This is a genomic window from Candidatus Endomicrobiellum trichonymphae (genome assembly GCF_002355835.1).
Lineage (GTDB): Bacteria > Elusimicrobiota > Endomicrobiia > Endomicrobiales > Endomicrobiaceae > Endomicrobiellum > Endomicrobiellum trichonymphae.
The window spans coordinates 85,933-100,593 of the sequence record NZ_AP017459.1 but is presented as its reverse complement, the minus strand read 5'-3'; the positions used below and the strand labels follow the sequence as shown (position 1 = coordinate 100,593).

13 protein-coding genes and 1 tRNA gene are annotated in these 14,661 nt (G+C 32.8%); 3 read left to right on the top strand and 11 right to left on the bottom strand.

Annotated features, from left to right (window positions below; translation table 11 throughout):
• Positions 1-448: 448 nt before the first annotated feature.
• From RSTT_RS00470 to rpmH, 11 genes are all read right to left on the bottom strand, one after another.
• Positions 449-535 (bottom strand) — tRNA-Ser (locus tag RSTT_RS00470).
• 237 nt (positions 536-772) lie between these two features.
• Positions 773-2,188, bottom strand: coding sequence for an ATP-dependent DNA helicase (locus RSTT_RS00465; RefSeq protein WP_096525287.1), 1,416 nt, complete (start codon positions 2,186-2,188; stop codon positions 773-775).
• Between the two features lie 203 nt (positions 2,189-2,391).
• Complete coding sequence (locus tag RSTT_RS00460) at positions 2,392-3,252, bottom strand: ParB/RepB/Spo0J family partition protein (RefSeq protein ID WP_015423065.1); 861 nt, start codon at positions 3,250-3,252, stop codon at positions 2,392-2,394.
• A gap of 37 nt (positions 3,253-3,289) precedes the next feature.
• Positions 3,290-4,054 carry a ParA family protein gene (locus RSTT_RS00455; protein ID WP_096525286.1) on the bottom strand — a complete coding sequence of 255 codons (765 nt, stop codon included), beginning with the start codon at positions 4,052-4,054 and terminating at the stop codon, positions 3,290-3,292.
• A 669-nt stretch (positions 4,055-4,723) separates the two neighbouring features.
• Positions 4,724-5,353: an HAD family hydrolase gene (locus tag RSTT_RS00450; RefSeq protein ID WP_331712790.1), complete on the bottom strand. Its 630-nt coding sequence runs from the start codon at positions 5,351-5,353 to the stop codon at positions 4,724-4,726.
• A 251-nt stretch (positions 5,354-5,604) separates the two neighbouring features.
• Positions 5,605-5,973, bottom strand: a complete 369-nt coding sequence (locus RSTT_RS00445) for a CoA-binding protein (protein WP_015423062.1) — start codon at positions 5,971-5,973, stop codon at positions 5,605-5,607.
• Positions 5,974-6,100: 127 nt separating this feature from the next.
• On the bottom strand, positions 6,101-6,334 hold the full coding sequence (locus RSTT_RS00440; RefSeq protein WP_095558651.1) for a Jag N-terminal domain-containing protein: 234 nt from the start codon (positions 6,332-6,334) through the stop codon (positions 6,101-6,103).
• Between the two features lie 56 nt (positions 6,335-6,390).
• Positions 6,391-7,950, bottom strand: a complete 1,560-nt coding sequence (gene yidC, locus RSTT_RS00435; protein ID WP_096525284.1) for a membrane protein insertase YidC — start codon at positions 7,948-7,950, stop codon at positions 6,391-6,393.
• A gap of 19 nt (positions 7,951-7,969) precedes the next feature.
• Complete coding sequence (yidD, locus tag RSTT_RS00430) at positions 7,970-8,194, bottom strand: membrane protein insertion efficiency factor YidD (protein ID WP_015423060.1); 225 nt, start codon at positions 8,192-8,194, stop codon at positions 7,970-7,972.
• A 3-nt stretch (positions 8,195-8,197) separates the two neighbouring features.
• Entirely contained in the window at positions 8,198-8,617 is a 420-nt protein-coding gene (gene rnpA, locus RSTT_RS00425) for a ribonuclease P protein component (RefSeq protein ID WP_096525283.1), read from the bottom strand.
• A 9-nt stretch (positions 8,618-8,626) separates the two neighbouring features.
• A complete protein-coding gene (gene rpmH / locus RSTT_RS00420) occupies positions 8,627-8,761 on the bottom strand; it encodes a 50S ribosomal protein L34 (RefSeq protein ID WP_015423058.1) in 135 nt (44 codons plus the stop codon).
• 542 nt (positions 8,762-9,303) lie between these two features.
• On the opposite strand from rpmH, the gene RSTT_RS00415 reads away from it, so the two are divergent.
• The 3 genes from RSTT_RS00415 (at position 9,304) to RSTT_RS00405 (ending at position 13,539) form a co-directional block, all read left to right on the top strand.
• Positions 9,304-10,524: a TolC family protein gene (locus RSTT_RS00415; RefSeq protein WP_096525282.1), complete on the top strand. Its 1,221-nt coding sequence runs from the start codon at positions 9,304-9,306 to the stop codon at positions 10,522-10,524.
• 1 nt (position 10,525) lies between these two features.
• The gene (locus tag RSTT_RS00410; protein ID WP_096525281.1) at positions 10,526-11,431 is read left to right on the top strand and encodes an efflux RND transporter periplasmic adaptor subunit; all 906 of its coding nucleotides are present in this window, start codon (positions 10,526-10,528) and stop codon (positions 11,429-11,431) included.
• A gap of 155 nt (positions 11,432-11,586) precedes the next feature.
• Positions 11,587-13,539 (top strand): ABC transporter permease, encoded by a 1,953-nt coding sequence (locus tag RSTT_RS00405; RefSeq protein ID WP_096525280.1) that lies wholly within the window; start codon positions 11,587-11,589, stop codon positions 13,537-13,539.
• Positions 13,540-14,661: the final 1,122 nt, after the last annotated feature.

Below are 14,661 nucleotides of genomic sequence, written 5' to 3'. Positions count from 1 at the left end.
ATGTTTACACAATCCCCTAAAATTATTCGCAGATTTGCATAAGTACTACTATAAAAATCACTAAAATACATATAACTTAACATTAACCATTTTTCACTGGGATTAAAAATAGCAGAACATTGAAAAAACAAAAGTAATTCCTAATATATACTACTACTACTATTGCATAACAGTTATAGTCTTTCATTATTGTCATATTTTTCTGCGGCAATATTCTGTTAAAAGAACTCTGTAATATTATTCTGCTTTTCTTATCTTTTATATACACTTAAACAACACTTTACACTTTCGCCACCTGTTTTATATACAATAACACGTTTTTCAACTTTGGCTTTTCCATTATTTATATAATTTTCAGAGATTTCGCCCCCCCTAAATAGACCAAAAAGCAAGGGACGAATAACGAACAGAGTACGGAAACAGTCAGTTTTACTCTAAAGTTAAAATACGGAGAGATAGGGATTCGAACCCTAGTTACCCTTTCGAATAAACAGTCTTTCCAGGACTGCGCCTTAAACCACTCGGCCATCTCTCCATTTTATTAACGAAGCGTAATTTTACAATATTATTGTGTTTTTTCAATTTATTATTTTGGGTTTAGATGTATTTATGCAACAAATTAGAAACTTGATACATAGTTCTTATTAGTAAGACAACACTTATCATTTCAATAACGGATAATTTGTATTTTATTTTTCATATTAATTAACAGTTCTCAAGATTATATAACTGCAGTTTTTATAAAGTCAAATACTTCGTATCCAAAATAACTTCAATCCCACACTGCAGGAGCAAGGATATCTCTTTTGGTTAGCGGTCTTGAAAGTGTTATTCCGTCAAAAGATGTGCAGCGACTTAAAGCGACATATAACTGTCCCGGAGCAAACGCGCCATACTCCATATCAATAATAACATTGTCAAAAGTTTTTCCCTGACTTTTATGTATTGTAATTGCCCATGAAAGCCTTAACGGATACTGTTTAAAAAAACCCGCCCTATATGTTTCTATCTGCTTTTTTTCTTCATTCCATCCATATTTAAACAACTCCCATTTATACGGCTCAACGTTTTCAACTCTCCCGTTTGGAAATCTTATGCATATTGATAGTTTACCGAAGTCGCCGCCGCTTTTTATATTCTCAACTATGCCTATGCTGCCGTTAACCCATCTGTTTTTTGCGTCATTGTTTAACATCATCACTTGTGCATTTTTTTTTATCACTAGTTCGTATTCAGCAGGGAAAACCTTTGAATTTTCCTCTATATTTTTTGTCTCCGCTGTAAAAACTACTTGTTTGTATTCTATTTCTGAAAGATATTTATGATTTATAAACGCCGCTTTTTTGTTTGTAGTTGTAAGATATACCGTCATAGGTCTATTAAAAATTTGAGACGATACTTTTTTGTTGAGTTCAGCAATCTCATCATCATTTGCTGTTCCGTCACGCACTGCATTTAACAATGCGACAAAATTGCTGTCCCTCTGTCTGTATATTTTTTTAAGTTCCACAGTATGAAGAATACATTTATTTAAAGAATATGCGCTTAAAAAATAAGGAGATTTGTAAACGGAATTAAATATATGATACTCTTCCCTTTTTACTACAGGCGGCAACTGTTTTAAATCTCCGATAAAAACCATTTGTACCCCGCCAAATGGTTCTTGACGTTTCTCTCTGTTTAATCTTAAAAACTTATCTATACAATCTAAAATATCGCAGCGTAGCATTGACGCTTCGTCAATAATAATCGTTTCAACTTTTTTGTATATAGATTTTTCAGAAAGTTTTTTCTTTTTTATCTTTGAGACAGTTATATCAGGTTTAAAATAAAAAAACGAATGCACTGTTTCACCGCCGCAGTTAAGAGCCGCTACGCCAGTCGGAGCAAGAATTACAGTTTTTTTACTTGCACGCATCGTATAATAACGTAAAAAAGTGGTCTTTCCGCTACCGGCACTTCCGGTAATAAAAACACAATTGTCGCTTTTATCTATTAAATCATAAGCTTGTTTAAATTCATCGTTTATTTCAATATCAATATTACTTTTCATGTTCACTGCCTCTTGAGGCGTTGTGTTTGGCATTGCAGCTGTGGCGTCAGCAACTTTTTTAAGAGCTTCTGCTCCCATATTTTTAATATTAGTTTTTTTAGACAACAAAGAATAATCTAAATTAAGTTTTTTCAACTATTTCTAAAATGCATATCTAATGCTTTAACTATACAAAAAGTTATTAACAACTTATGCACAAGCGGTTTTATATGTTTTCTTGTTTAGCACAAAATTATCACATTTTGAGTTTTATATTCATTTTTCAATACGTTTTTATAAATTGTTTTTTTGATATATTTTTATATCAAAATTTTAAATAAAAAACTAAATAAGGTTTATCAACAGCTAAATTTAAGCTCTTTTGTAATTCTTTCTAAGTCTTCTAAAGAATAATAATAAATTTCTATCCTGCCTTTTTTACCTGTTCCTGAAATATTGACTTTTGTGCCAAGCTTTCTTTGAATTTCTTCTTTTAAATTTATAAGTTCTATTTCCTGCTTTTTCTGTCCGTCAGATTCTTTCTCAGGCTTAAGCTCGGAAATAATTTTTTCTACCGCTCGAACTGAAAGGTTTTCATTTAATATTCGATCTACAATAGCTCTTATCCTATTTTTATCTTCTATTCCGGCAAGTATTTTGCCATGACCCGGTGAAATTTTATCTTCAGTTATTAATAATTGCACATCTTCAGGTAGAGATAAAAGCCTTAACGCATTTGATATCACAGATCTCTCTTTGCCAACAATATCTGATATTTGTTCATGTGTATGCCCAAATTCTTCTATGAGTCTTTTGAAAGCTCTTGCTTCCTCTATAGGATCTAAATTCTCCCTCTGAATATTTTCAACCAACGCCAAATCAAACCTTTGCTTATCATCGGCAGATTGTTTTACTATAGCTTTTATATCTTTATTTCCTGCAAGTTTAGATGCCCTGTATCTCCTTTCCCCAGCAATAATCTCATATTCGCCAGGAACTATCGACGCGGCAACTAAAATAGGCTGTGCAAGTCCGTGTTTTTCTATTGATCGCGCAAGTTCTTGAAGCTTCACTTCATCAAATTTATTTCTAGGCTGAAATCTGTTAGATTTAATTTTATCTAATGGTATTATTATTATTATTTCATCAGTCGATGCTTTATTTGCAGCTAATGCCGGTATTAATGATTCTAAACCTCTACCCAATGCTTTTTTCTGCATACTCTATGTCTCCTTGATAATACACCTGTGTTAAATTTCACTCCATATTTTGCTTTAAAAGGAATTCTTTTGCAAAGTCTATATATGCTTGAGAACCTTTCCCTGACGGATCATATAGTAAAACAGGTTTCCCAAAACTTGGAGCTTCGGCGAGTTTTATTGTTCTCGGTATTTTTGTTTCATAGACTTTTTCCTTAAAGAACTTTTTTACTTCCTCTACAACCTGATCTGCAAGATTAGTTCTTGAATCAAACATTGTAAACAAAACGCCCTCTAACTCTAAATCATAACTTTGCATTAATGCAGAAATCGTTTCTGAAAGTTGTCCCAACCCTTCTAATGAAAAAAACTCACACTGCATAGGAATTAAAACAGTGTCTGCTGCAACTAAAGAATTTATTGTAAGCAATCCTAAAGATGGAGGACAATCTATAATAATGTATTTATATATTTTATGAAATTTTTCTAATGCAAGTTTCAGTCTTTTTTCCCTGTCGGACATATTAACCAAATCTACTTCCGCACCGCTTAAACTGGTGGTCGCGGGCACAATATCAAGCCGGTCCATAATGGTATCCTGCAGTATATCTTCCAAAGCTACCTCATTTATTAAAACATTATATATGTTCTTTTCAAGATTATTTTTATTAATACCAAACCCGCTTGTCGTGTTGCTCTGTGGATCCATATCAATTAACAGACTTTCATGCCCCATATATGCTAAACTCGCCGTAAAATTAATTGCAGTCGTAGTTTTTCCTACTCCGCCTTTTTGATTAGCAATTGCGATTACCTTACTCATTTAAAACTCCGCTTACAGTTTCTATTATATTACGGGAACTTATATATTAGACTCTATTTGTTTCACGTGAAACATAGTTAATTACTGCGGTGTGATAGACAAAACTGTAATTATCAATTATACAATCTTTTAAACTACTATATCAAATATATATGCGAATTTAATTATGCAAAATACAACAGTAATAATATGATTTTATATGGGAAAGATTTTTCTACGCGAAAACTTAATATCATAATAAACATTATTAAGATGAGATTTGCAGTCTTTGAATTTTAAAGATTTTTTGTCAATTTTACGTCTAGAAAAATTTTTAACATTTTTCCATTTTGACTTTCAGCACTGTAATTCTAAATTTAATTTAGAGCTGTTTTTAATTTGATGTAAAATCTTTCTTACTTTTTCATTTTTATATCGCTATTTAACAGAATGGTTTCTTTATTCTATGCGTTTGTTTTAACATTTGTAATATAATTATATTTATAAAGTTTAAAATTTGACCTTAATCCCCTATTTTATCTTTCATTTTGTTTGACATATTAAAAAAAGCATTGTTTCACGTGAAACATTTAAAACTGCAAACAAGTTTTACAAATAAACATTATTCCAAACTTCAAAATATATTTAGTGGCAGACTATACTTACAATAAGAAGAAACGCAGAGAGGTTTTAATCGCCTTCAAAATATTCATATAAATCTCTGTGGGTATCAAATATTATATCGGCTTCTGACAGTAAATCTCCTGATAAACTTGTAGCTATAGCACAACAATACATTTTTGCAGCTTTTGCGGATTTTATGCCGTACGGAGCATTTTCTATAACCATACACTCTTTAGACAAAACTTTTAAATTTTTTGCTGCAGCTAAATAAGGATCAGGGTAGGGCTTACCTCTCTTTACTCCATCTCCCGCAATAATTGTATCAAACAATTTGTATATATATTCTGGCAGCATTTTTTGCGCTTCTTTTAAAGAAGAACCTGTGACAAGTCCTACTAAAACACCCTTATTTTTCAATGATTTTATAAATTCTGGTATGCCTGTAAAAATATATCTCTTGAAATACTGATTGAAAATTTGTTCTCTTTTTTTGCGGATTTTTTGCGTTAACTGCTGAAATAATGGTATGCCTGACTGTTTAAATGCAAGTTTTATAACTTTATCCCACTTTGCACCTTCCATTTCAAAAATAATCATAGGGTTTATTCTTACATTATGCTGTTTTAAAACCTCAAACCACGAAATAAAATGATACGGCATTGAATCTGCTATTACGCCATCCATATCAAATAACACCGCTTTAAAAGACTTTGTTTTAATTTTTTTGATTTTTTATTCATCTCCTTACTTTTCTTAGAAAAACTGCTCACAACTTTGTACATATACTCTCTTTTACAATCATATTTATCCAAATTATAAAAGAGCATTATGAACAGCTGTGATGTATATATTACACATATACATTTCTATATAATCTCCTGTAAACGTTTAACGGTAGATTACTCCAACTTGCAAAATATACGTTAAAAACAGTCTGAAAGTTTAAATTACCATATTCCGTGCACCAACATAAAACAACCACTCTCTGTTACTTTCATTCCCACAGCTTTTGCTCTTTGTACTGCTGTTTCAGATTGAGATCCCGGCTGCATCCAAATCTCTTTTATACCAAGATCTATCGCGTCATCAACAGTTTTATCAGTGCCTGCCGGCGGAACTACCGTCAAAATCATATCGGGTTTTGCTGGTAAATCTTTTAAAGATTTATATACTCTCTTTCCAGCAATCGCACCACCACGTATACCGACAGCTGCAACTTTAAAACCAGCTCTCAGTAAATCGGTAAAAATCTTAAAACCGGTCTTATCCGGATTTTCAGAAACACCGACTATAGCAATCAACTTATTCCTATCCATAATATTCTCTTCTCAAAATATCTTCACGAAAAAATATGTTTTTCAGATTAATTACTTTTCTGCATATATTCAATTCCAAGTACTGTTCTAAATGATATTTGTTCTCATACATTAAGTCTTTAATATTCTATTTTTTTGCGGATTTTTTATAGTCGGACGAAAAGAATGTTTTGTTACCGCACTTAGAATCGTCTACTGATATCAAAACAACCGCCGGTTTTGCACCCATAAGTCCAAAAAGCCCAGTCGAACCTTCACTGACAATTTTTATTTTCACATCTTCTTTATTACAGCCAAGCTGCGTCAATCCATTAGTTATTGCTTCCATCACATTTTTACCTTTAAATTCTATTTCCGACATTTATTCACACCTCTGTACATACTATTCTTTTTTACAGTTAACGACACTCTGCGTCATTAAATATGTTTTACAGTAATTGCATCTTTTTTCATTATAAAATATTGTTCTATCATTGAAATCAAACTATTAGTAAGCCAGTATAGAACAAGCCCTGATGGAAAAGACCAGAACATAAATGTAAATATTACAGGCATTATGTACATTATTTTTCTCTGCGTAGGATCTGATGTTACTGTAGTCATTCTCTGTTGGAAAAACATTCCTATACCCATCATTAAAGGAAGAAGATTCAAATTAAAAGATCCAAATTGCATAAACTGATCTGCAGCGGACAAATCTTTTACCCATAAAATCCAGCCCTCATTTCTCAGTTCGTAAGCATTTCTCAACATTGTGAAAAAAGCCCAGAAAATAGGAAGCTGTAAAAGCATAGGCAGGCAGCCGCCTAGAGGATTAACTTTCTGAGATTGGTAAATATTTAACATTTCCGCTTTAAGCCTTTGCGGATTGTCTTTATATTTCATCTGAATATCTTTTATTACAGGCTGCACACGTTTCATTGCTGCTGAGGATTTAAAACTTTTTAAAGTCAGCGGCAACACCAAAATCTGTATAATAGTTGTAAGCATTATAATCGCCCAGCCGTAGTTATGCGTAAGTTTATAGAAAAACACCAAAATCGAAAAAGCAATTTTACCTAAAAACCCAAAGAACCCAAAATCTACAGTTTTCTCAAGACCTAAATCATAAGTTTTTAGATATTTATAGTCTTTAGGACCTAAATAAAAGTTGACAGAATAATCTTTTTTATCAACATCTTTAGGTTCTGCTGCCTTAAGTATGACTGAACAAGGATGCTTTTTTTCAAGTCTTGAAAATAAAATTTTATCAAAATCCATCGAATTTTTAGGTATAAATGCAACAAGGAAATATCTATTGTCCACAGCCGTCCATTTACAGAGAGAAGCAGGTTCAAAGTTATCTTTAAGTTTTTTAAGTTTGTTAGGTTTTACTGCAGTGTAAACCAAAGCTCTTGTCAACGAGATGTTCTCTTTTAATTCTTTGCTGTCAGTGCCTAGTCCCGGACCCCATTTTAAGTCTATCTGCGGAAAAGGCGTTTTAGCATTTTTTTCAACAGAAATATTTAAATTATGCATATAAAGATCTGACAAGTTATATATTTTTGTAATTTTCCAGCCTTCTTTTGATGCATATTCAAAAACTATTTTTTCAGCGGATTTTGAAACAACTTTATAAGTTAAATTGGGGAAATTTGCCATAACGGGCGCTGATTCAGGAAATACAAGATCCACCCATTGCCCATTCTTTTCTTTAACAGACCAGCTCAACACCCCCCCCCCTTTATTTGTTAAAACGGCTTTGTATTGTTCGGTTTCAATATTTATATGCTCTTCTTTGGCATATATATCATCTATTTGGAATTCATTTAAATCTGCATTTTTAAATTTATTCACTCCGCTCTCTGAAACAGCAGCTGTATTTTGAAGCTGCATCATCTGCCGGTAAGACTGTTCCGATGGTTGAGCAAAGAAAAAATACCATATAAAAACCGTAAAAGCCGATAAGGTTACAAATAAAATAGAATTTTTTTGCATTATGACTTTCCTTTTAACATTAAATTTTCTTTTTAGGCAAAGGTACAGGATCAAAACCGCCGGCACAAAAAGGCCGGCAACGTATAATTCTTTTAAAAGTTAAAAGAGAACCTTTAAAAAAACCATAGGTTTCTATCGCTTGATAAGCATAAGTAGAACAACTTGGCTGGAAACGACATATAGATGGAAGAAACTGCGAGATAAATTTATAACATTTAATTAAAAAAAGCGCAATCTGTTTCATACATTACTCCGGATTATATAACTCTGCGCTTTTGAGTAAATCTAAAATAATTTTTTTCAAACTGTCATAATCCAACAATGCTGTCCCTGGCTTGGAAATAAAAATTAAGTCCAAACCCGATTCCAAAAAATGTTTATTAGTTCTGAAAATTTCTCTTAATCTTCTCTTTGTCCTATTTCTTATGACGGCAGCTCCTACCCTTTTAGTTGTAATAAGTCCCAATCTTCTTATAATATGCCCATCATTCCTTTTATAAACTAAAATTTTTATATTCTTATTTTCAAGTCTTAACCCATTTTTAAATATTTTGTCAAAATCCTTTTGGATATGCAGTCGCTCAAAATACGTAAAAGAGAACTTTTTTCCGGCACTGTTTTCCGGGAACAAACTTCCTGATAAGTTTTTCTTGTTTTCTGCCCGCATAAAACTGTTTTATGCGCTGATCGTCTTACGTCCTTTTCTTCTGCGCGCACTCAAAATTCTCCTTCCGCCGGACGTATCCATCCTTGCCCTAAAACCTATTTTCTTTTTTCTTCTCGCTCTATTAGGCTGAAACGTTCTTTTCATATTTATAAACCCTTTTTCCTCTTTACCAAAATCCTATACGCAATCTAATATCTTTAATATTATATTTAAAATTTTAAGATAGTGTCAATCTGTTGCAGAGTAGTCGCTCCTGCCACAACAAACATTCTGTTTTAACAGCAGGCAGATTTTAAACAGACCTTACAGCAAATAAGCGGTAAAGCACGGACTTATAATTACAACAAAAAAACAAATTTGCCAAGTCGTTAAGTAGTTTTCTTATTTATGGAAAAGAAAGTATATAATGTTTTAAATAAACCCTATAATTTAAATATTTTATGCAAAATAATTTTCTAAAATATTTTAACTTAACCAATAGTAAGCGATGCCTCGCTACTGCGACTAGCGACAACAAATGCAGTTTTTACAAAATCTCTTAATGAAAATAAGAAGCAGAATATCCCGACGCAACTAAGGCTTGAGAATGTCTTTAGATTTTCCGTTTCCTTTAATCATAAAAAAATGTATAATAAGTAAATATCCATAGCTGTAATAACTTTAAGAAATGTAGATATTAATTAAATATGAAAAAAATCTTTGTTGTTTTACTATCGTTATTTATTGTAACCTTCTATGTTTATGCTGAGGAAATTAACAAGAAAACGGTTAAAATACAGACTTTAAAAAATAACCCTTCCATTGCTGCTGCAAAACTTGCATTAGATAATGCAAAACAAGAATATAATAGTTCTTTGGGGTCATTTTTACCAGAAATTATAGGCAATTTCCAGTGTAATGATGATTATCCTTATACATTAGAAATTGCTATTCCGCTTTTTGAAAGATTTGAAAAATACAGCGATCTAAAAGCTAAAGCCTCTGAATTTAAATCCGCACAAGCGTCTTACGCTAGGATTGTCTCCAATGAGCTTTATAAAGCCGATGCAGCTTATATAAATCTTATATGTTTATACGAAAAAATAGAATTGTTAAAGAATGCAAAGGAAAAAAGAATAGAAAACAAAAATATGATAGAATTTAAATATAATTCTGGCGAAGTCAATATCGCTTCGCTAAGGAAAGTAGAAGCTGATTTTGCAATAGTAGAATATGATTTAAAAGTGATGCAAAGATATATAGAAACTGCTTCGGCACAGTTGTTAAAAGCTATAGGCAGAAACGACTATACAACAATTCTGGAAACAAACGAACGGCTTGCTATCTCTGAAAAGTTACCCCAAAAACCAGACTATGACAGTCTTATAACTGTCATTCCGGAATTTATAATCGCACAAAATAAACTTGAAAGCTGTAAAATTCAAACTTTAAAAGCTAAAAGTCAATGGTTGCCATCGTTAACAGGAAATATTCAATTAAAGAGTCGTTCGCTTCGCTCACTACTTTTTAGTCAATGGTTGCCATCGTTAAAAATTTCCTATACGATTTTTAACGGCGGAAAAAGATACGCATATATGCAAACTGCTTCAAACAATCTGAAAATTGCTTCTGAAGAGTTAAAAAATATCGCCAATAATTTAAAAGCGGAAGCTATAGAACATTATAACAATCTTACAAATGCTTATGAACTTGTTGCTTTAAAAACGCAGTATTTAAGCGTTACAAAACTTCTTTCAGAAATCTCGGCAAAAGAATACGTAAACGGAATCGTAAATTACGAAAAGTGGTACTCAATAGAAAAAGATTATTTTTCTTCACAAATAGAGCTGCTCGAAGCTAAAAAAGAGGCGGTTTTGAAAAGAGCTGAGTGGAATACTTTCACAGGAAAAAGTTTAAAAGGGAAGTAACATGAAAAAATTTATTTTGATTACAATCTTGCTTGCAGTCGTTGCAACTGCAGTATTTCTTATATTTAAATTTAAACCGTCAAAACAGGTGATAGACAAAGAAACGACTCTCACACCCAGAAACTTGTATTTGGAACTTAGGGAAAACGGGGTCGTAAATCCTAGAAACAGGCTTGAAGTTAAGTCTTCGTTTAACGGAAGAATTGAAAAAATTCTTGTAAACGAAGGGGATAAAATAAAAAAAGGGCAAATTATTATTTTGATGAGTTCCAGCGAAAGAGCATCAATGGTTGATGCGGCAAGAACTATAAGCGAACAGGAATACGAAAAATATCAGAACATTTATAAACCGACACCTATTATTGCTTATATGGACGGTTTTATTATTTTAAGGCAGAAAGAACCGGGTCATGACGTATCTTCAAATGAAGTAATTTTAGCTATGGCTGATGATTTAATAGTTAAGGCATATATAGACGAGACTGACTTAAGATATATTAAAAAAGGTATCAGGACTAAAATGTATTTAGACGCATATCCCGACGAAAATTTTGAAGGCATTGTAGAACATATATCCTATGAATCAAAACTTTTAAATAACGTTAATGTATATGAAATACGAATAAAGCCCTTAAAAAAACCTAAGGCTTTTAAATCAGGAATGACTGTAACGGTAATGATAATAGCGGAATTCAAAAAGAATGCTCCGGCAATTGCCAACACTTTTATCAGCGAAATAGGGGACACTAAGACCGTAACCGTGAAAACTGGAAATATAAATAAACCTACATTGGAGAAAAGAGAGATAAAAACCGGGATAAGCGACGGTATATTTACCGAGATTTTATCAGGGCTAAATCAGGATGAAACCGTTGTTACTTTCAAGCCTGTCAAAGAGAAAAATTAAAATTTCTATTTTTTTAGTTTTATCCTTGCAAATTCGTTTTTCAGCAGAAGCTATGCTGAGGCACAGGTGATTCTTAAGCGGCACAGTATTCAACAATCCTAAGTTTATTTATATACGTACATACGTCTTAGAATAAGCAAAAATGTGAAATTAAAATGAAAGCAATAGAAATTAAAAATCTCAAGAAAACATATCACCTTGAAAAGCTGGATGTTCCGGTACTGCACGGCATAAATTTAGAAATTATGCAGGGCGAATTTGTTGCCATTATGGGGCAGTCGGGAAGCGGGAAATCCACTCTTCTAAACATATTGGGACTGCTTGATAAGCCGTCGGAAGGTTCTTATAAACTTGCAGGGATAGAAACTTTAAATTACTCCAATAACGAACTTGCCGCATTAAGAAACCGCTATTTAGGATTTATTTTCCAGCAGTTTAACCTTTTACCTAAACTCACACTTTCAGAAAACGTTTCTCTGCCCGCGATTTATACAGATTCAAAAGACAAAGAAGAATTCGAAGATTCCTTAAAACTGCTTGATATGGTTGGTTTGTCAGAACGTATAAAACACCGTCCAAGCGAAGTTTCTGGCGGGCAGCAACAGAGAGCTGCTATTGCAAGATCTCTCATAAATAAACCATTGATAATCTTTGCAGATGAACCGACAGGTAATTTAGATACAAAATCCGCTAAAGAAATTATAAAAATACTCAAAGATTTGAATAATACAGGCATAACGATAGTAATGGTTACTCATGAGGCAGAACTTGCCGACTGCGCAACAAAAATTGTGAAGATACAGGATGGACTTATAATATCTGATAAAAAAATATCAGAAAAAAGCAGTTCAAACCCGGTTTTTCAAAAGAAAACGTTTAAACATAACACTTTTTCATTAGTAAAAAAATTTAGAGATTACTTTAAAGAGGCTTTAAGATCTCTCTTGGGAAACAAAATGCGCTCTATATTATCAGTACTGGGAATTACGATGGGAGTTGCGAGTCTTATAGCAATGTTTGCCATCGTCAATGGAGCAAAAAGAAATATTACAAAGTATATTGAAAATTTGGGAAAGCCGGATATTTTAATGGTAATTCCCAGTCTTTCACAAAATGACAAATATTTAAAACTAAACATTAACGATATTGACGATCTAAAAAGGAACGTTTCAGGCGTACGAACTGTCAGCGGCGGCTGCGGGAGAGAGCAACTAACTATTGTTGCAAACGGCAAAAACTGCGATACAACGCTTATAGGAGTTTCCGCAGATTATGCCGATTTAAAAAATTATTATATATCTGACGGCCGATTTTTTACAGAAGAAGAAAATAGGGAAAAGAAAAAAGTTGCAGTATTGGGTAAGACTGTAATAAAAAAACTTTACGGCGACGAAAATTTTAACCCTACAGGCAAATATGTAAAAATTAACAAAACGGATTTTCAAGTCATAGGAGTTCTGCCTTCTAAAAGTTCAAATGAGTGGCGCGATGAAGACGATAAAGTTATTATTCCTTTAAACACTGCTCTGTACAGAATGTTCGGCATTAAAGAGTTAGGATTTATGGACGTACAGGTAAAGGAAGATGCGGATATGTCAGAAGTTTCCGAATCTATAATAAAAAGGCTTTTATTTATACACCGGCTACCGGCTGACGAAAAAGATGCCGTAAGAGTGATTAATATGGAGGAAATTAAGAAAACACTATCTTCAGTGACACGAACATTTACTTACCTTTTTGGATCCATTGCTTTCATAAGTCTGCTTATCGGCGGCATAGGTATAATGAATATCATGTTTGTTTCCGTCTCTGAAAGAACAAAAGAAATAGGTTTGAGAAAAGCTATAGGTGCAAACAATGCCGATATTTTATTTCAGTTTATTATTGAATCTGTCTTTGTATGCTGCGTAGGCGGCATTATAGGCATACTTTTTGGATCAGGATTATCGGTTATAATGGGTAAATTTGCCGGATGGACAATTTATATAACGCCTTTTTCCATAGGATTTGCTTTTTGTTTTTCAGGACTTATAGGTTTAATTTTTGGCGTGTGGCCGGCAAGAAAAGCGTCGATTCTAAACCCTATCGACGCTTTAAGACACGACTGATACTTCGGTTGTGACTTTCCCACAAATCGCCGTTTAAGACAAGATATTATCCTGCTTATATTTACTGTCCAACGTATAAGGCGCATCAACAATAACATCGTCATGCATAATAACCTCATATATTCGGAAGTGGTTTTATAAAACGGCTGAACAGTCATAGACGACAACCAATTATATTTATTCACTATTAGTTGACAGCTCGCGCATTGAATTGGGAAAGACTTATTAACCCTCAAATCTTTTACCGTTATCCTTTAAACATCCTTAAAAACTTGAATACAGTAATAATAGTTATTCTAAACAATGTGGATAGTCTTTTACGCAAAACAATATTCGCATTGATTTTTCAATATCTTTAGCCTGTTGATAACTTCTGGATAACTATTTCTATTAAACGGGCAATAACTGTCTTGTTTGATTTACTTCTTTAACTTATATTAGCATTTTTTTCTAAATGTGCTACAACAATATTACGCAATATTGTAGATATAGCCCGCACTACTTTGACATCGCATCAAGTTTAGATATCTGCTTATCATTAAACCGCACCATGCATAGAATTCTTAAGATATTTTTCTTTACGACGTTCCCCACACACATGCCATACCAAATTTTTGCTCTCTTACTTTACTCCAATTTTATTTAATTTACTCTTTTTAAAATAGAATTTATAGTTAAGCCACAGATATACAAACATAAGACCCCTTGAAGCCAAAGAAACAATCCATACAATATCCCGACTATTTCTGCTCCGATTTTACCAAATACATAGTATGCAAGACTTATATATGTCAACTTTAATCCAACTATTTTAAAAACTTAACGACAGGAGAAACATAATTTACGGGAACTGCTTTCAACTTTTTTTCACTAGCATCATTGTCAACAATTGGTATCGGTAGTTATTGAGTGGAGTAGAGACATCGTTTTTGTCGGCAATGGTCGAGAAATGATTAGCGGCGGCTTTTGACAGGCAGTCATTAGCACATTAATCCTACAATTAAAAGTATCTTAGTTTTTTCAACTCTTTTTTAACAATCCTTTTTATATATTTCTAAACAGTTCTTTATACTTGTGCGCTGACTGAGCTTTATATGCAATCTTTCCTCTATGCCGTAAGCA

Excerpts from the sequence above, each read along its gene's own strand:
- rpmH (WP_015423058.1), bottom strand. The coding sequence starts at position 8,761 with ATGAAAAGAACGTTTCAGCCTAATAGAGCGAGAAGAAAAAAGAAAATA.
- rnpA (WP_096525283.1), bottom strand. The coding sequence starts at position 8,617 with ATGCGGGCAGAAAACAAGAAAAACTTATCAGGAAGTTTGTTCCCGGAA.
- RSTT_RS00445 (WP_015423062.1), bottom strand. The coding sequence starts at position 5,973 with ATGGATAGGAATAAGTTGATTGCTATAGTCGGTGTTTCTGAAAATCCG.
- RSTT_RS00440 (WP_095558651.1), bottom strand. The coding sequence starts at position 6,334 with ATGTCGGAAATAGAATTTAAAGGTAAAAATGTGATGGAAGCAATAACT.
- RSTT_RS00460 (WP_015423065.1), bottom strand. The coding sequence starts at position 3,252 with ATGCAGAAAAAAGCATTGGGTAGAGGTTTAGAATCATTAATACCGGCA.
- yidC (WP_096525284.1), bottom strand. The coding sequence starts at position 7,950 with ATGCAAAAAAATTCTATTTTATTTGTAACCTTATCGGCTTTTACGGTT.
- RSTT_RS00410 (WP_096525281.1), top strand. The coding sequence starts at position 10,526 with ATGAAAAAATTTATTTTGATTACAATCTTGCTTGCAGTCGTTGCAACT.
- RSTT_RS00415 (WP_096525282.1), top strand. The coding sequence starts at position 9,304 with ATGAAAAAAATCTTTGTTGTTTTACTATCGTTATTTATTGTAACCTTC.
- yidD (WP_015423060.1), bottom strand. The coding sequence starts at position 8,194 with ATGAAACAGATTGCGCTTTTTTTAATTAAATGTTATAAATTTATCTCG.
- RSTT_RS00455 (WP_096525286.1), bottom strand. The coding sequence starts at position 4,054 with ATGAGTAAGGTAATCGCAATTGCTAATCAAAAAGGCGGAGTAGGAAAA.
- RSTT_RS00405 (WP_096525280.1), top strand. The coding sequence starts at position 11,587 with ATGAAAGCAATAGAAATTAAAAATCTCAAGAAAACATATCACCTTGAA.